We start from the raw sequence: 17942 nt of genomic DNA on the forward strand, positions 1-17942 counted from the left end.
CAACGGAATTTTTCACATTAAATGACTGAAAACGGAATTTTCGACGCTTGAACGCCTCACATTCCACTCCACCCACTGTTCTGATTACGGGTGCGCGTGCCCCGGTTGCGCTTCACTTGGCCCGGCTATTTCATGGCGCAGGCTGGCGCGTTGTGATGGCCGATAGCATCCGACATCCGATCTCGGCGGCAAGTGCATGTTGTTCACGTTATTTTTCGATCCCTTCTCCACGCTTTGAACCATCGCAATATGGGGATGCAATCGATGATATCCTCACGGCTGAAAACCCGGCGCTGGTTGTACCAAGCTGTGAAGAAGTTTTTTATCTGGCCAATCTGTGGATGCAACGGGGGTTTACGCATACTCTTTTTGCACCTGAATTTTCCCTGCTAGGTACTGTTCATAACAAATTCAAATTCATTGAATTATGTCGCGCGCTAAAACTGGAAACACCCGATACCCGTTTGATCGAGAACGTTAATGATTTGAAATCATATAGCGATCAGGCACATAATCTGGTTTTCAAACCGGTTTGGTCCCGTTTTGCCAAACAGATATTTATCTGCCCAAGCGCAGAGCAGCTTGCCCAGATTAACCCCACATCACGAATGCCCTGGATCGCGCAGACATTCGTTCGCGGACAAGAATTAAGTGCCTATGCTGTTGCCAGAAATGGCAAGCTGGTTGCCCTTTCAGTGTATCAATGCCGTTACCGTGCCGGGCAGGGGGCTGGTATCTATTTTGAACCGGCAACGAACGGTGCAATACACAAATTCATTGATCACTTCATCACCGGGACAAACTGGAACGGGCAGGTATCTTTTGATTTTATCGAAATGCAAAATGGCGAAGTTCTTCCACTGGAATGTAACCCCAGAGCAACCAGCGGATTACACTTCTTTCAACGGCCAACACCATTTGTTGATGCCATAACGCTGCGATCCGGTGATGGTATGATCAAACGCCATAAGGTGCCGCAAACATTGCCCTTGGCAATGTGGTATTATGGCTTGCCCAAAGCATTACGCACCGGGAAAATGGTTTCATTTCTAAAGGACCTTAACCAGGCAGAACATATCCTGGAATGGCCAGCAGATAATGGCCCCAAACGCGGGCAATGGCGTTCTTTTTTAGAAATGATCACGCGATCCATGCGTCACCGCAGCAGCCTGCAACAGGCCAGCACATATGATATCGAATGGAATGGTCCAGACTAAAGGTCAATAAAGCAGGTGGATGGCGTATTAGCGGCCTCGGGCAATTTACCGGCCATAATTGCTTCTATATCACGTCGCAAAAAATCAAGCGGACCGATGACAGGTTTGACATTGGGGAAAAACGCAGCATTTTTGCTGGATGATTTTAGAACTTTGCGATCTTGCTGCAAAGCGATTGAAAACATTGGCCCGAACGCAAATGATTTCAGATAGTCAAGGATCCCGCCGCGCGGGCCAATCAGGCACCCAATACCCTCGACATGTTCATTTGTTGACTGGCGTAAATGAAACGTGGTTGCCAGAACCAATCCCTTGACGCTCCAATATTCCAGTTCGGCCACCCCCGGATATCGAAAACGCCCGATTGTTTTAAGACGTGGGCCTTCAAGCAGCCGGCTGATCAGGCCATGCTGGCGTTCTTCGCCGGTATAGCACGCCTCAACCCAGCCATCGCCGCCGGTGATGATGACGCGCACACGCTGGCGCTTGGGGCTTAATCCGCGCAATAAGCCCTTGTGCGTAAAATGGGTGTGTGTTGCATCCAGAATGTTTTCTGCAGCGTCGAGCACAGATGAGCGGGTTTGGCTGCGAACAAGTTTGATCCTTGTCTCCCGGCCCTCCATGCAATGCAAATAGGGCAAGTGCTCAGGCCTGCCTTTCGACAGAAAAAGAACGCCTTCCTTCTCAAAGGTTTGCAAAGTTGGAATACGAAGGGCAGGGGTTTTCTCTATCAACCCGGGAATGGCTGTGCAGTATCCCGATGCGTTAAATCTCCAGCCATGATACGGGCACTCGATTTCTCCGTTACAGACCTTTCCCCCGGAAAGCTCTACCAAGCGGTGCGGGCAGCGATCATATAATGCGGCGATCTTTGCGCCGCTACGAAACAAAACAACCGGTTTCCCAAAAAACATTATGCGCTTGGGCTTATGCCCAATATCCGAGAGTCGTGCGACGGCATGCCAGGCTTCAGAAAGGACGTTCACAAATCAAACCTTTCCAGCAAAGGAATTCCAATGCGTGACAATATCCATTCCATTATTCGAATGGCGCAGCGCTGTTTTCGTGGAAGATGTTTTTCATAAACCGCAGTATATTCAATTATCGGCTTTGCCCCTCTGAGACGCTTAAAGCTCCCTGCACCGGCACTCATGTTGAAAAACTGTTTGTTATCCAAAGCCAGTGACTGCCCAACAGCCATAACAAGGCGATAAAGCCCATCCTTACGCGGCAAGCTTGTATCATATCCAACAATCGGCTGGGTCAGGGTTTGGACATTGGAAAAGAAACCTGCCACAGCAACAAGCTGGCCTGCATCATCACGGTATCCGGCCAGCTTAAACAGGCCACGCTGATGCATTTCACGGATATAACAGGGCGAATAATCCGGGTTTAGGGGGGTGTATTTATCAATATACAACATTTTATAAAGGTCGGCCGCGCGGTGATAGTCAGCCTCGGTGAAGCTGTCGTCAGGTGCAAACAAATACCGGGTTTGGCGTCTTAGAGCCCGATCATAACGCACGTTTTGTGGCAGTTTGGGGGGCGGCTGACGGCCATCAAAGAGGTATATCCGGCGGGCAGGGAGCAAACGAAAACCGGCCTCCCGCAGATTTTTGATGGTCTCGAAATCTGTCTGCTTGTTTAACGAACGAACGACAATAGCGTGGCCCGGATGTGTCGTGGAAACCTGTTTAGCAATATTACGGGCCGACATCTCATCAATAAAGGGAACCGGATTGGTCGATAACAGCCAATTATTGATCTGGGCTTGCCGATCCAACCCCGTCGCCAATAGCAACGGACGGCAACAGTGAATAAGAATTTTGACAAGACGAAACAGGATCGGCGATTGCACAAAATTTCGCGTCTCATCAATAGCATAATCAATATAAGCTGTGCGGGGGCAGCAAATATAGCAATTTGCATCCTTGGTCGGGCGGTTGATCGAAACCGGGAAATCGGTTCCGTTAACCGTGATCTTTGTTATTTCTGTTTCGAGATTGGCAATTAGTTCGCCAATCGGAACAGCATTGAACAAGCCTACAAACTGCTCAACGGCTTTAGTGTTATTTGATTGTTGAAATTCCGGTGTTGCCAACATCACAGAACCGGTCGAACCATACGTGTTCGAGAAGTCTCGATCTTCGGCACATCATTCAATTTTCTCAATCTCTATACCATATCGCGAGAAATGGGTTCATCGGCAACGAATTCGCCACAAGAAGTAAATTCAGAAACGCTCCAGCTGCACCATCTTTAACAAAGATCAAGAAGATCTATAATATATATTATGACAAATATTCGTCAAATCCGGCTTACATAAAGTTAACGATTTCTCGTAATTTTCACACAACATCATATGGTTACCAACTATTTTTCATCCTTCTCAGCCTAAACCCGGATCACAAATAACGCCGGTGCAATTCTTCCATTCGGGTTCTTTCCTTTCGGGTCCGGCATTGTCCGGTTTCGGCATCGTGTGGATGAACACGCCCGTTTTTGTCGATATCAAATGTTCGACTGGCTCCGATGACACCTTTTTCAGAACTATACACACCAACCACCATAACCTCGAATGACTTGCATCTTATACCTTCCTGATCAAGAAGATCTGTTGTTGCATCGATGTTTTGGCCTTGATGTTCAGCATTCCGCTGCGTAATCAACCCTTTGATATCCCCGATATCTAGCGACGTTCCCGCCGATAATGGCCCTTGAAAAGTTCCATATTCATTGGTGTCTGCGCGCTGGTCGTCCTGCATCGGTTCCCAATCACTGACAAGGTACCAATGTTCACGCTCGGCGTTCTCATCATCACCATCTGTATGCAAGCCCACGAGAATGACGTCGATATGAACGCTTTCCTGGCTCATATTGCTAACCAGAAACCGGGACCGCAACGAGCGCCCCCGTGTTTGATTAATCAGCAATTTGGGACGCCGGGTGCGGCGATATTGAGCCATCAGGATCTGGGCATAAAATATCCAGATACCCAGCGTCGCAAAGCTGACGGTAATCTGTAAAACGGTATGGTAATTTTCGATCCAATTCAGCATTTCTACCCGCCAAACATTCATGAAATAACGGGCTTGGCTTAATGCAACCCCGCAAACACGGATGTTCAACGTCCTGAATTTTAAAGAGTTCCCGTTTTAAACGGACCGCTGCTCCTGGCGTATTTCACCTGAAAATCAACCCGCGCCATCCCCCGGGACCGCGCATAAAATCTTTTCACGCAAGGATAACGCCCCGTCGTCCCTCAAAAAGGCTACTTGAATTAGAGGTGTATCACCACGGACGGACGACAATTTTGATTAATTGCGGAATTTTCACCCCGCCGACCTCAGTTTCGGGACGTATCGTTGCTTTTTTCAACAATAACTTCATGATCCAGCAATGGCGCAACATCAATATCGCCCGCATCCATCATGGTTGATACGCGCTGAAGGGCCGCCACCAGAAAGCTTTGCTCCCAGTCCTCCAGATTATTGAACCTTTCTGAAAAACGATCATGCAGCGCCATTGGCGCACGTGCCAGAACCCCGCGGGCAGCTTCCGTAAGACGAACATAAACCTTGCGTTTGTCCGAATGTCCCCGCGCCCGCTGCACCAGCCCCATTAATTGTAATTTATCGACCAGCGCGGTCGTTGATGCCTGGGCAAGGTTAACCTTGGCCGCAATTTCACCGACTGTCATTTCGCCGGAATCTTCCAGCGACTGCAGGACCAATAATTGTGATGTTTTCAGGCCCGCCAGCTTGCTAAGACGCTTGGCATGTATATCGCTGGCGCGCAATATCCGTCTAATTGAAATCAGGGCGTCGTGAAGTCTGTCCATTTGCGGGTTCCGAGCGGCAATCAACAAGTACTTCTTATAACCTGCCAAAGCCCTGTCAGACAACGACTTTTCAGCATTTCCATTGATTTCCCACATAATATTATATCGAATGCTATGGTTATGTGACATCGAAAAACTTTGGAAATGAATTTGTTCCGATATATTTAGCAAATAAATTATTCATTTAGTTTCAGCAGCTTATCAGAATAACCGCAAAACTCGCCACCTTCTATCTTGATTAAAATATATCGATAATCTATGTTTCTGATCGTTAAGCTAAATCGATTGACGAAACAATTAGGCAGATAGAACGATGAAAGTTGCCACAAGCGACGGCAAATCGACCCGCAAGACCAACCTGGTTATTCGCAAGCCGAAGTCCACCGATGGGGCTGCGGTGAACGAATTGATTGCTTCTTGCAAGCCGCTTGATGAGAACTCTGTTTACTGCAACCTGCTGCAATGCTCGCACTTTGCACCTACCTGTGCACTGGCCGAGCTTGACGGCGAAGTGGTCGGTTTTGTGTCCGGTTATCTTGTTCCGGAAACACCTGAACGCCTGTTTATCTGGCAGGTGGCGGTTTCTCCCAAGGCGCGCGGCCTGAAGCTGGGCAAGCGCATGATCCTGGATATCCTTGATCGCCGTGTGTGCCACGACGTAAGCGAACTGCACACCACCATCACCACATCGAATGCCCCGTCACAGGGTGTCTTTCGCTCGGTGGCACGCGAACTTGAAACAGATGTGAACCGCAAGGTTTTGTTTGAACGTGAAACACATTTTGATGGCGCCGCTGCCAGTGAAATTCTGTGGCAGATTGGACCGTTTGAACGCGTAGATGTCGCACGCGTTGCCGCCTGATTTTTCACCTTCAAAAACTGTCAAAACGCCGAAATTCCGGGAACAAACCCGGGTCTTCGGCGTTTGATATGACAGAAGAAAAATTTATTTTCTCCCCAAATGAAAGAGAGAATTATGACTGTATTTGATCGCCTTGAATCGGAAGTTCAGAGCTATGCCCGCTCCTTCCCCGTAACCTTCAAAAAAGCTGAAGGTTCATGGCTGACCGATACGGATGGCAATCGTTATCTGGATTTTCTCGCCGGTGCCGGCAGCCTTAATTATGGCCATAACAACCCGGTTTTGCAGGAGCGCCTGATCGACTATATCAAGGCAAACGGCATTACCCACGGTTTGGATATGCATACATCTGCCAAGGAAGAATTCCTGAGCGCGATGGAAAGCAAAATTTTCAAGCCCCGTAACATGGAATACAAAGTCCAGTTTACCGGTCCGACCGGCACCAATGCGGTTGAAGCAGCCCTTAAGCTGGCACGCCGCGTTAAAGGCCGTGAAAACGTCATTTCATTCACTAATGGTTTCCATGGTGTAACGCTGGGTTCGCTTGCGGTAACGGGTAATGAACATCACCGTGGTGCTGCTGGTGTACCGCTTGATAACGCCGTAGCAGTTCCGTTTGACGGATATATGGGCGATGATGTCGATACAACCGATTATCTGGACCGTGTTCTTTGTGATAATTCCAGTGGTATCGCTTTGCCTGCCGCCATCATTGTTGAAACGGTACAGGGCGAAGGTGGCCTGAATGCTGCTGATTTTGACTGGTTGAAAAAAATTGAAGCCCTATGCCGTAAACACGACATTTTGCTGATTGTTGACGACATTCAGGCGGGTTGCGGGCGTACCGGCACATTCTTCAGTTTCGAACCCGCTGGCATTAAGCCCGATATGATCACGATGTCCAAATCGTTGTCGGGTTATGGTCTGCCCTTTGCCGTTGTACTGATCAAACCGGAATACGACGTATGGCATCCGGGCGAGCATAATGGCACGTTCCGCGGTAACAACCACGCCTTTGTAACGGCAGCTGCGGCATTGGAGCATTTCTGGTCTGATGACAAATTTGCTAGCGACGTGAAAGAAAAGGCCGAATTCCTTGGTAAACGCCTGGAAGAAATTGCCACACGTTACGGCGACAATGGCAGCATCTATCGCAAAGGTCGCGGACTGATGCAGGGTATTTGTTTTGAAAGCGGCGAAATTGCCGGCAAGGTTACATCGGAATGCTTTACCCATAACCTGATCATTGAAACCAGCGGCCCAGAAGATGAAGTGGTTAAATGTCTGGTTCCGCTGACAATTTCAATGGAAGACCTGGCGCATGGTCTGGATGTTCTTGAAATGTCGACAGCAAAGGTCATGGGAAAAAACGTCGTGACGGCTAAGGCTGCTGCGGAATAACCTGAAATTGATTTTTTATGGCAGCGACGTCACCGTTGTTGCCATAAATTTCGAACCATAAAATACAACAAATCAAAGAGTTACAAATGATTGTTCGCACCCTGAAAGAATGTGAAGAAACCGGTCGTCGCGTCGTTGCAGACAACTGGGAAAGCACCCGGTTGTCGCTGGCGGATGATGGTATGGGGTTTTCGTTCCATATCACCACCATTTATGCAGGCACCGAAACCGAAATTTGCTATGCGAACCATTTTGAAACGGTTTACTGCATTTCGGGCAATGGCGAAGTTGAAACCATTGACGATGGCAAAAAATACAAAATCGTTCCAGGTACGGTTTACATCCTGAACAAGCATGATCGCCACTATCTGCGCGGTGGCAGTGAAGACATGGTTGTGGCCTGCGCGTTTAATCCGCCGCTTAACGGGCGTGAAACGCACGATGAAAACGGTGTCTATCCGTTAGATGCTGATGCCCTTGCCAGCTAACGATATATCGGGTTCGGGCGGTGTAACGCATCGCCCTGCCCCCCTTATCCGAGAAACTTCCAAGGAAACGGCCCCCAAAGGAGGCACCATGGTTTCAGCCCGTAAAAAAGCGGATGCCGGACACAGCGTTCACAAGATCGGTGGAACGTCCATGACACAGGTTCAGGCTGTGATGGACAACATTCTGGTTGGTGATCGCGACGAAAGCGCGCTTTATAATCGTATTTTTGTTGTTTCAGCCTATGGCGGCTTTACCGACTTGCTGCTTGAGAACAAGAAAACAGGTGAAGCAGGCGTCTATCAGCTTTATGCCGGTTCGGAAACCGACTGGGCCTGGGGCGATGCCCTTAACAAGGTCGCCGATAAAATGTGCGCCCTGAATGAAGAAATTTTCCAGGATCAGTCTGAACTGAAACTGGCCAATTCCTTTGTCCAGGAACGCGTTGAAGGCACACGTAGCTGCCTGATGGACCTGCACCGTTTGTGCAGCTTTGGCCATTTCAAACTGGAAAAGCACCTGCTGACCGTGCGTGAAATGCTTAGCGCCATTGGTGAAGCCCACAGCGCGCACAACACCATGTTGTTGCTGCGCGGCAAGGGTGTAAATGCCGTGTTTGCCGACCTTTCAGGCTGGCGTGAGCCGGAAGCATCGACGTTGGATGAACGTATTGAAAGTGTGTTCACCAACATTGACGTCAAAACCCAGATGCCAATTGTTACGGGTTATGCCCAGTGCAGCGAAGGCCTGATGAGCATTTATGGCCGTGGTTATAGCGAAGTGACCTTTTCACGGATTGCCTGCATGACCGGGGCACATGAAGCCATCATTCATAAGGAATTCCACTTGAGCAGCGCTGATCCGCGCATTGTTGGTGAAGATGCCGTTCGTCCCATCGGGCGGACTAGTTATGATGTCGCTGATCAGCTTTCAAACATGGGGATGGAAGCCATTCATCCGCGTGCTGCCAAAGGGCTTCGCCAGAACGGTATTCCACTGCGCATTGCCAATACGTTCGAGCCGGAACATCCGGGCACCGTCATTGATGATGACTGGCACCCTGATGAAAGCCGGGTTGAAATTGTAACCGGCATCAGCACCGCCTTCGAGATCGAGGTCTATAACCAGGACATGGTTGGTGTTCCCGGAGCGGAAGAAGAGGTCCTTAGTGTTCTTAAACGCTATAAGGTTCCCACCGTTACCAAAAACCTGAACGCCAATACCATTACGCATTACGTTTCGGCCCCACTTAAGCAGATTCGTCGTTGTGTTGAGGAAATTGAAGGTAAACAACCTGAAGCAACGGTTAAAACCCGTAAGGTTGCTATTGTTTCCGTAATTGGGGCCAATATTGATCAGCCTGGCCTGTTTGCCCGCGCTGTGGGTATCCTCGATGATGCGGGTGTTGAACTGGTCGCAAGCCATTCGCCAAGCCGTCGGGTTGATCTGCAATTTGTGGTGACTGAAAGCGATTTTAACAAAGCAATCGTGTCTCTGCATCGCGGGTTGGTTGAAGGTAAAAAAGCAACCGATACCGACGACAGCAAAAAGAAATCTTCGTCAGATAATGTTGGTGAACTGGCTGCGGCCTGATCATCTATTGACGATAGAACATACAAAACACAAAGCCCGCAAATTTAATTTGCGGGCTTTGTTGCGTCCGACTTGAAGTCATCACAGCTTCACGTTACCAGCATAAAACAGATTTCTCGTCTATATGATGTGATCGAACCCAAAATGGAGTTTTCCAATGCCATTGGCCGCGCTATCCCCTATGGATCAGCTATTGCAGGTTATGAAAAAACTGCGAGACCCTGAAACAGGATGCCCCTGGGACATTGAACAAAATTTTGCAACGATCGCCCCTTACACCATCGAGGAAGCATACGAAGTTGCCGATGCCATCACGGCAAATAACATGCCTGAACTGCGCGAAGAACTGGGTGATTTATTGTTACAGGTGGTTTTCCATTCGCAAATGGCCGCCGAAGAACAAATTTTTACCTTTGATGACGTCGCCCGTAGCATTACCGACAAAATGATTGCCCGGCATCCCCATGTTTTTGGCGATGATAACGCCAAAACCCCGGACCATGTCAGCCAAAACTGGGAAAAACTTAAGGCAGAAGAACGCGCACGCAAGTCAACAGGCAATGAACAAACCAGCGCCCTGGACGGGGTTGCATCTGCCCTTCCCGCCTTGATGCGGGCCGAAAAGCTCACCAAACGTGCGGCCCGTGTCGGGTTTGACTGGCCTGACATTGAACAGGTTTTTGACAAACTAAGCGAGGAAATTGGGGAGCTTCGTGCCGAACTAACGGACACCCCCGATCATGACCGATTGGAAGATGAATTGGGCGATATGCTATTCGTGATGGCCAACCTGGCGCGAAAAATCAATGTCGATCCCGAAGTTGCCTTGCGGCGAGCCAATTTGAAATTTACCCGTCGCTTTCAATTTATCGAACAGGAACTGGCCCGGAACGGTAAATCAGCATCGCAGTCAAGCCTTGAAGAAATGGACATGTTGTGGGATGCCGCCAAACAACACGAACGCCGAAAAACAACCGAATAATCAAAAGAACGATTGAATCTGGCCTTTAAGTGAGCAACCCGGAACAAGTGCTTTCACATGAATAAGCCCGGACATTTGCAGGCGGGTTCCCGATACAGCACTTGTTTTTATTGGCATCTGGCTTCCTGTTACCCGGCCCCGCCGGTTGCCATCTTGTCGGCCATAGGGCAAATTTAACCCTGTCGTCTATCTGACATGCTCACTCTCCGGCAATTTTTCCCTTATCCGGGACACTGGCAGGGATATACCTGCGTTCCCATTTTTATCACCGCTTAAATCTGCCCCGTAACAACACGCTTGCGCCCGGGGCGTTGGCGATCCCAGGAATTACATTAATTTTTCAGATACTTACGGGGATTCTTACCGGTGAAAGATCAGGATTTTTTACCGAAAACCGGTAATAACAAGGTATTTATTTCGTCCCATAGCTCCGGTGTGGCAGCACATATCAGGGCTGGCGCGTCACCTTCAGCCCGATAGTCAGAAGCTGGCTTTTGCGCGGAAATATACCGGGCAACGCCCCCGGCCTCACGTACCAGTAATGTTCCAGGTGCATGATCCCAGGGTTTCAAAGTGCGATAAGCACAAAAATCATATTGCCCCTGAGCAATTTCCTGATATTCGGCCCCACAACACGAATAATGAGATATTTTTTCAAAAAAGTCGTGGTGTCCGTGTGATTTTATCAACCGATCCCGGACATAGGATATTAAAAAGCCCCGTGCATTTTGCGCATGCGTGACGTTTTTTCGCACAGAAACAGCGTGTCCGTTATGAAAGGTGCCACTCCCCTGCTCGGCCACAGTAACATCGCCACTAATCGGGTCTATAATCCATGCTGCAACTGTTTTTCCACCCCGATACAGCGCCAGCATGGAACGAAACGGTTGCCGATGATGGGCAAAATTTTTGGTCCCATCAACCGGGTCAATAATCCAGATTGGGTCATTACCGGCAAACACCCGGTCCTGCAATGATGGATCATGATGGGCGGCCTCTTCCCCCAGCGCGACACTACCTGGCAATAATGACGTCAAACGTTGGGTTAAAACGCGCTCGGCCTCGGTATCTGCAATGGTAACAAGGTCGAGCGCATGTGTTTTGACATCGATATCAACGGCATCAAGCTGCCCGAAACGCGGAGCAATTTCTTCGGCGGCGACTTCGCGGATGATAGCGGTAACCTTGTCTATATCCGGTGTCATCACTTTAAAAATCCTGCGTCGTTATCGGGTTACACGGAATAAAGGTCCAAGCCGTTTTTCTGGCACCAGTCGTCAAACTTTCCAACACGGGTTTCGTCAAGCCGGATTTCGATGCTGATACCATCATCGCCTTCAATACGGTTCAACACTTCACCCTGTTGATAAAGCCCGGCCAGTGCTTTGCCATTTGCATAAGGAACCAGCACCTGAAACACCGGCATTTCAGCCGTGAGACGGTTTTCGATCAGTTGCAACAGATCCTGGCAATTTTTGCCTGTCAGGGCAGAAACAACCATGGTGTTTTCGGTGCGATTGCTAAGCTCGTGTACGGCCAGCGCATCTTCCTCGGTTAGAAGATCCGCCTTGTTCAGGGCCTCCACAAGTTCGGCACCATCAATCACCTGCTGCAGCCCCAGTTCCTTGAGAACTTCTAACACGTCCTGCTTTTGCGCATCGGTTTCAGGAGAAGACACATCACGGACGTGAACAATCAGGTCCGCTTCCAGAACTTCTTCCAGTGTCGCCCGAAATGCCGCAACCAGATCGTGCGGCAAGTCAGACACGAAACCAACAGTATCAGACAAAATCACCTTGCGACCACTGGGCAGTTCCAGCCCCCGCATGGTCGGGTCAAGGGTTGCGAACAACATGTCCTCAACAAAAACATCCGACCGGGTAAGACGGTTAAATAATGTCGATTTCCCCGCGTTGGTGTAACCAACCAAAGCCACAATCGGGTAAGGCACCCGACGACGCGCCTTGCGGTGCAAATCGCGGGTCCGTTTAACCTCTTCAAGCTCACGGCGCAGTTTTGCCAGCTTGTCGCCGATCAAACGACGGTCAATTTCGATTTGTCGTTCACCAGGACCAGCCAAAAAGCCCCGACCGCCACGCTGGCGTTCAAGGTGGGTCCAGGTTCGAACCAGACGGGATCGTTGATAACTTAACAAGGCCAGCTGAACCTGCAAGCTACCTTCACGGGTTTGCGCCCGGTTGGCAAAAATTTCCAGGATCAGGCCAGTGCGATCAATGACCTTGGCTTTCCATGAACGTTCAAGGTTACGTTGCTGGATTGGTGTTAACTGACCATTGACCATGATCAGGTCTGCTTCTTCGTCACGGATCCACTCGCCGATTTTATCGACGGTACCCGTGCCAAAAAGGGTTGCCGGACGAGGTTTCGCAATAGAGACGATTTCCGCCCCTGCGACCTCGAAATCCAGCGCACCGGTTAAATTTACGGCCTCGTCAAGGCGCGACTGTGAATCACGCCAGGCAGAAGCGGCATCCATACGTTTGGGATCCGGGTGGATCACCAAGACGCGGGGGCGTGCGTCTTCTTCGTCCACCCCCGATGTCAGTGTTTCGTCAGCTATTTTCTTCGTCCGTTGCAGGCTGGCTTGGATCAAACAGTTTAATTGGCGTCGTCGGCATTACCGTCGAAATCGCGTGTTTGTAAACAAGCTGTGTGTGGGCATCGCGCCGCAGCAAAACAGAAAAATTGTCAAACCAGGTAATAATACCCTGCAATTTGACTCCGTTGACCAGAAATACGGTAACCGGCGTTTTGTTTTTACGGCAATAATTCAGGAATACGTCCTGAACATTTTGTGATTTTTCCGCCATTGGTTAGACCTAGCCTTCTTTTATGAGCGTTTTTTTGGTTTTGGGCGGTCAAGGAAAATACCGAACCGTTAGTCCTTAATGGAATTTACGGTTCGCGTCCCACCTTCTTATGACCTGGTGAAACTATAAGGCTTTCCTTAAGTGTTTTACAACCCCTGCAAGCTCTTCGCAATCAGGGAAATGCCAATCAGGGCAAAAAGCTGCGGTTTCTGCGGCATCAGCACCACCGGTTACTTCATCGCCAACAATAATTGCAACCGCCCCGGCATTGCGTGCGCACTGGATATCAACCACGCTATCGCCGACAAACCACAGAGTCCCACCTTGCATTGCAGCATTTTTACCTAACGCCATATGAACCGGGTCCAGGGCGGGTTTGTCGTTGATTGCATCTGTCGCACCAACCTGTTCACTAAAAAAGTGCCCCCATTCCAGATGGGCAACTTCGGCACGCAAAAAGTCACCGTGTTTATTGCTGACAATCGCGGTGTAGATTCCGGCATCCTTTAAGGCCAGCAACAGGTCATGCGCGCCCTTTAAAGGGCTAAGTTTTTCCAGATGAATATTGTGAAAATGCTCATAAAAACGATCCTTGGCTTTTTCCCAATCATCGCCAAACAAAGCCGGAAAACTGTCCCGCAAGGATCGGGCCACGCGAACATGCGCTTCTTCCATTGTCCAGCGTTCCAGTCCGTAATCGTCAAAGGTCAGGTTCAATGCCACAAGAATGGGCCCCCAACTGTCAACAAGGGTGTTATCCCAATCGAACAAAACAGCATCGGGACGTGACAAGGAATTTTCTGGCATAATAATATTTTCAGTTCATTAGGATAAAAATATAACCAACTACATAAACAAGGCAGCCACATGAAAATGCTTTTTCCGCGCTGCTATCATCATTGAAAGTCAGTCTGTTGATCTGGTACGTGCATCGTTTGCCAGTTGGTCCATGGCATCGAAATAGGCATCCCGCAGGGTTTTGCCAACCGGGCCAATTTCCCCGTTGCTAATCGCAACATTGTCAATTTTCCAAACTGGCATCACAAATGTACTGGCACTTGAAACAAAGGCTTCTCGCGCATTTTGGGCTTCTTCAACACTAAACGCCCGTTCTTCAAATTTGAAACCGTTTTCTTTGGCAAATTCAATAATTGCCATCCGGGTAATGCCACGCAGGATATTATGATCGGCCTGTCGGGTAACAATCACGTTATCTTTCGTCACAATCCACGCATTGGATGAAGCACCTTCGGTTACATACCCGTCGGCATCAACTTGCCATGCTTCAAAGGCACCCGCTTCCTTCGCCTTTTGTTTCGCCAATGTGGCTGGCAACAAGGCAACCGTTTTAATATCGCGGCGGGCCCAGCGTTGGTCTGGCGTTGTTATAACAGTAACAGCCTTAACATCACGTCCCGGGAATTTCTTGTTACGCGCGGTGATCACAAGGGTTGGTGCCGCAGCAAAAGGAAACGGAAAATCACGGGGCGCAACGCCACGGGTAACCTGAAAATAAACCAGCCCTTCGCGAACCAGATTAAGCCGCACCATGCGACGCAAAATCTGGGCAAGTGCCGCACGGGCAAGGGGCATAGCAATGCGCAATTCATCAAGCGATCGTTCCAGGCGGTCCAGATGCCCCTGCTCGTCGATCAGTTGGCCCTTATAAACCGCGACCACCTCGTACACACCGTCGGCGAACTGAAAGCCACGGTCTTCAACATGGACCGACGCCTCGGAATGTGGAACATAGCGACCGTTGACATAGGCAATACGCGACATCATTCACCCTTTAAAATCTAAAAACGCGGCAGAACAACCCAATAACGATCATCCGCCCTGCTCTGCTTGCCATTCACTAATGACCTAGAAATATTCCAGCCGAACGGCAAACATCTTTTCAACTTTCTTGATCTGTTCGGAGCCAGAGAACACAACGATACGATCATTGGCTTCGATCACTGTATTGGCACGCGGCATGACCACTTTGTCGTCACGTAAAATGGCACCAAACACAACACCAGGCGGCATCGCAATATCCTTGATCGCCTTGCCCACAATCGGGGCTGTTTCAAGGGCCTCGGCCTCCAGCACCTCACCAAATCCTTCTGACAGGCTGTGAACAGCGCGAATGCGCCCCCGGCGCACATGTTGCAAAATGGTCGAAACCGTTGTCATACGCGGGCTGATCACCACATCGACGCCCAGTTCGGAAACCAGGGAGGTATAGGTACTTTTATTGACCAGTGTCAGCGCACGAGGGCACCCATACCGTTTGGCCAGCAATGACGACAAAATGTTTGTTTCATCATCATTGGTCAGGGCGACGACGGCCTCGGCGTTGGCAACGTTGGCTTCTTCCAGCAATTCCGGGTCCAGAACATCCCCGCACAGAACAACACTTTTCTTGGGCAGTTTCTGGGCGACAAATCGCGCACGTTCAGGATCAGATTCGATCAGGCGCGTTGTAACACCGGGAAAGTTATTGTTGATTTCCTCGGCCAGGAACAAGGCAATATTACCGCCGCCAAAAATCACGATCCGGCGAGCTTCCGGGTCTTCGTGACCAAAGGCAGACATGGCCCGGTCAACCTGATCACTTGATACCGCCAAATACACCAGATCGCCCGCCAGCATCTGATCTTCGCCTTTGGGGTAAACCGGTTTGTCATTACGGATCATGCCCATGATCGAAATATTCAAATCCGGGAATAGCTGGTGTAACTGACGCAAGGGGGTATTGATAACCGGGCAATCTTCATTGCAGCGTAAGCCAAGGATTTTAACCTTGTCATCCGCAAACGGGATCATATCAAACGCACCCGGCGCCCGCAGGCGCCGTGCAACCGCACGTGCCACTTCCATTTCCGGGGAAATTACCACATCAATCGGTAATTTTTCACGGCCGAATAACCCGGCCCATTCAGGCTGCAGATAGGTTTGGCTACGAATTCGGGCAATTTTAGTGGGTACATTAAACAATGAATGCGCCACCTGGCAGGCCGTCATGTTTACTTCATCGGCAAATGTCACTGCAATCAGCATATCGGCTTCATCTGCGCCGGCCTGTTGCAACACATCGGGGTGCGAACCAAAGCCGATAATACCCTTAACCTCAAGCGTGTCTGAAATCTTGCGGATCAGTTCTTCGGACTGGTCGATAACCGTTACATCGTTTTGTTCGGCAGCAAGATATTTGGCAATGTGGAAGCCCACCTGCCCCGCGCCACAAATGATGACTTTCATTTAGATCTTTCTCCTGATCAAAAGCCTGCTGGCATTAATCGCGTATCAATCACCAACGCGATCACCATAAATGCCAAGGCTTTTGAGCTTTCTGTGCAGGGCGGAACGCTCCATCCCGATAAAATTGGCAGTTTTAGAAATATTCCCGCCAAACCTGTCGACCTGAGTTTGAAGATATTCCTTTTCAAACAGTTCCCGTGCTTCACGCAACGGCAATGCCATAATCTCACTGGTTTTATCAAATGCCAGGGACTCAGGCATATCGGAAAAAAGTTCGCTGGGCAGCATCTTGCCGCTGATCATTTGTCCGTTTTCGCCAGGCGACATGATCATCAGTCGTTCAATGACGTTTTTAAGCTGACGCACATTTCCCGGCCAGTCATAAGCATGCAACGCAGCTATGGCTTCGGGCGATAGCTTCCGCCGGGGAAGACCGGTTGCATCGGCATAGCGCGATAAAAAATAGTCTGCCAGTTCAGGGATATCATCGCGGCGCGCTATCAGGGGTGGCACATCCAGCGGCACCACATTAAGCCGGTAATACAAATCCTGGCGGAATTTTTGTTCTTCGATTTTTTCTTCAAGATCGCGCGATGTCGTTGCAATTACCCGCACATCAACACTAACCGGGGTTGATCCCCCAACCCGGACAAAGGTTTGATCCTGCAAAACACGAACGATCTTACCCTGAGTTTCAAGGGGCATATCTGCCACCTCATCAAGCAGCAAAGTGCCGCCGTGGGCGATTTCCATCATGCCTGTGCGTGCATCGCGAGTGGCATTACCAACGGCCCCAAACAGCGATTCTTCCATTGTTTCGGGCGAAATATTAGCACAATTAAGCACCACGAAAGGTCCATTCGCACGGGCCGAACTGCGATGCACCAGCCGGGCAACCACTTCCTTGCCTGTACCGGCCGGGCCGGCAATCAAAATGCGGCTACCTGTGCGGGCAACCCGTTCAATTGCCTGGCGTAAATTGGAAATAACCGGTGTTTTCCCCACCAGTTCCACATCGCCACCCGCCCGTAAAGTAAGTTCGCGGTTTTCGCGGCGCAAACGCGCATCTTCGATAGCGCGCTCAACAACAAGCAGCAAACGTTCGGTATTAAACGGCTTTTCTATAAAATCGTAAGCGCCATTACGTGATGCTTCAAGGGCCGTTTCAATATTACCATGCCCCGAAATCATCACAACGGGGACTTCGGGATGTTCACGCTGGATCAGCTTTAAGGTTTCAATGCCATCATGCTCGCTGGCTTCCATCCAGATATCAAGAATAACAAGGGTCGGCCGCCGAGCAGCAACCTCGGACAATGCCTGCTGACTGGAGCCAGCGGCACGTGTCGTATAACCTTCGTCTTCCAGAATGCCTGCAATGAGCGACCGGATGTCTTCTTCATCGTCGACGATCAATATATCGTGCGCCATGTTTCGACAGTAACCTTGGTGTTTCTAATTCATTGTTGTGCGGGATCGACCT

At 49.8% G+C, this 17942-nt stretch carries 17 protein-coding genes; 6 read left to right on the top strand and 11 right to left on the bottom strand.

Annotated elements, in window-relative coordinates; translation table 11 throughout:
- The first annotated feature begins 47 nt into the window (after positions 1 to 47).
- Entirely contained in the window at positions 48 to 1217 is a 1170-nt protein-coding gene (locus THS27_RS14915; RefSeq protein ID WP_210402916.1) for an ATP-grasp domain-containing protein, read from the top strand.
- Here the strand turns inward: THS27_RS14915 and THS27_RS14920 are convergent.
- The 4 genes from THS27_RS14920 to THS27_RS14935 all read right to left on the bottom strand — a co-directional run bounded on the left by THS27_RS14920 (position 1214) and on the right by THS27_RS14935 (position 5058).
- Positions 1214 to 2203 carry a Rieske 2Fe-2S domain-containing protein gene (locus tag THS27_RS14920; RefSeq protein WP_085592222.1) on the bottom strand — a complete coding sequence of 330 codons (990 nt, stop codon included), beginning with the start codon at positions 2201 to 2203 and terminating at the stop codon, positions 1214 to 1216. The genes THS27_RS14915 and THS27_RS14920 overlap by 4 nt on opposite strands.
- Positions 2200 to 3258: a GNAT family N-acetyltransferase gene (locus tag THS27_RS14925; RefSeq protein ID WP_139835595.1), complete on the bottom strand. Its 1059-nt coding sequence runs from the start codon at positions 3256 to 3258 to the stop codon at positions 2200 to 2202. The genes THS27_RS14920 and THS27_RS14925 overlap by 4 nt, the downstream gene beginning before the upstream one ends.
- Before the next feature lie 364 nt (positions 3259 to 3622).
- Entirely contained in the window at positions 3623 to 4276 is a 654-nt protein-coding gene (locus tag THS27_RS14930) for a hypothetical protein (RefSeq protein ID WP_139835596.1), read from the bottom strand.
- A gap of 287 nt (positions 4277 to 4563) precedes the next feature.
- On the bottom strand, positions 4564 to 5058 hold the full coding sequence (locus THS27_RS14935) for a MarR family winged helix-turn-helix transcriptional regulator (protein ID WP_085592228.1): 495 nt from the start codon (positions 5056 to 5058) through the stop codon (positions 4564 to 4566).
- A gap of 313 nt (positions 5059 to 5371) precedes the next feature.
- Between THS27_RS14935 and ectA the strand changes: the two genes are divergently transcribed.
- The 5 genes from ectA to mazG all read left to right on the top strand — a co-directional run bounded on the left by ectA (position 5372) and on the right by mazG (position 10382).
- On the top strand, positions 5372 to 5920 hold the full coding sequence (gene ectA, locus THS27_RS14940) for a diaminobutyrate acetyltransferase (protein ID WP_085592230.1): 549 nt from the start codon (positions 5372 to 5374) through the stop codon (positions 5918 to 5920).
- A 114-nt stretch (positions 5921 to 6034) separates the two neighbouring features.
- Positions 6035 to 7321 (top strand): diaminobutyrate--2-oxoglutarate transaminase, encoded by a 1287-nt coding sequence (gene ectB, locus THS27_RS14945; protein ID WP_085592232.1) that lies wholly within the window; start codon positions 6035 to 6037, stop codon positions 7319 to 7321.
- Between the two features lie 86 nt (positions 7322 to 7407).
- A complete protein-coding gene (locus THS27_RS14950) occupies positions 7408 to 7809 on the top strand; it encodes an ectoine synthase (protein WP_085592234.1) in 402 nt (133 codons plus the stop codon).
- An 88-nt stretch (positions 7810 to 7897) separates the two neighbouring features.
- Positions 7898 to 9400, top strand: coding sequence for an aspartate kinase (locus THS27_RS14955; protein ID WP_085592236.1), 1503 nt, complete (start codon positions 7898 to 7900; stop codon positions 9398 to 9400).
- Positions 9401 to 9557: 157 nt separating this feature from the next.
- Positions 9558 to 10382 (top strand): nucleoside triphosphate pyrophosphohydrolase, encoded by an 825-nt coding sequence (gene mazG / locus THS27_RS14960; protein WP_085592238.1) that lies wholly within the window; start codon positions 9558 to 9560, stop codon positions 10380 to 10382.
- A gap of 374 nt (positions 10383 to 10756) precedes the next feature.
- Here the strand turns inward: mazG and THS27_RS14965 are convergent, their stop codons facing one another.
- The 7 genes from THS27_RS14965 to THS27_RS14995 all read right to left on the bottom strand — a co-directional run bounded on the left by THS27_RS14965 (position 10757) and on the right by THS27_RS14995 (position 17890).
- A complete protein-coding gene (locus THS27_RS14965) occupies positions 10757 to 11587 on the bottom strand; it encodes an inositol monophosphatase (RefSeq protein WP_246832975.1) in 831 nt (276 codons plus the stop codon).
- Positions 11588 to 11616: 29 nt separating this feature from the next.
- Positions 11617 to 12879, bottom strand: a complete 1263-nt coding sequence (gene hflX / locus THS27_RS14970) for a GTPase HflX (protein WP_085592240.1) — start codon at positions 12877 to 12879, stop codon at positions 11617 to 11619.
- A 76-nt stretch (positions 12880 to 12955) separates the two neighbouring features.
- Positions 12956 to 13213, bottom strand: a complete 258-nt coding sequence (gene hfq / locus THS27_RS14975; protein ID WP_007089557.1) for an RNA chaperone Hfq — start codon at positions 13211 to 13213, stop codon at positions 12956 to 12958.
- Positions 13214 to 13336: 123 nt separating this feature from the next.
- Positions 13337 to 14005 carry an HAD family hydrolase gene (locus tag THS27_RS14980; RefSeq protein WP_246832976.1) on the bottom strand — a complete coding sequence of 223 codons (669 nt, stop codon included), beginning with the start codon at positions 14003 to 14005 and terminating at the stop codon, positions 13337 to 13339.
- Positions 14006 to 14119: 114 nt separating this feature from the next.
- The gene (locus THS27_RS14985; RefSeq protein WP_371455703.1) at positions 14120 to 14998 is read right to left on the bottom strand and encodes a D-amino-acid transaminase; all 879 of its coding nucleotides are present in this window, start codon (positions 14996 to 14998) and stop codon (positions 14120 to 14122) included.
- 81 nt (positions 14999 to 15079) lie between these two features.
- The gene (gene trkA / locus THS27_RS14990; RefSeq protein ID WP_085592245.1) at positions 15080 to 16459 is read right to left on the bottom strand and encodes a Trk system potassium transporter TrkA; all 1380 of its coding nucleotides are present in this window, start codon (positions 16457 to 16459) and stop codon (positions 15080 to 15082) included.
- A gap of 45 nt (positions 16460 to 16504) precedes the next feature.
- Complete coding sequence (locus tag THS27_RS14995; RefSeq protein WP_085592247.1) at positions 16505 to 17890, bottom strand: sigma-54 dependent transcriptional regulator; 1386 nt, start codon at positions 17888 to 17890, stop codon at positions 16505 to 16507.
- Positions 17891 to 17942 lie beyond the last annotated feature (52 nt).

It is taken from the genome of Thalassospira sp. MCCC 1A01428, assembly GCF_002115825.1.
Lineage (GTDB): Bacteria > Pseudomonadota > Alphaproteobacteria > Rhodospirillales > Thalassospiraceae > Thalassospira.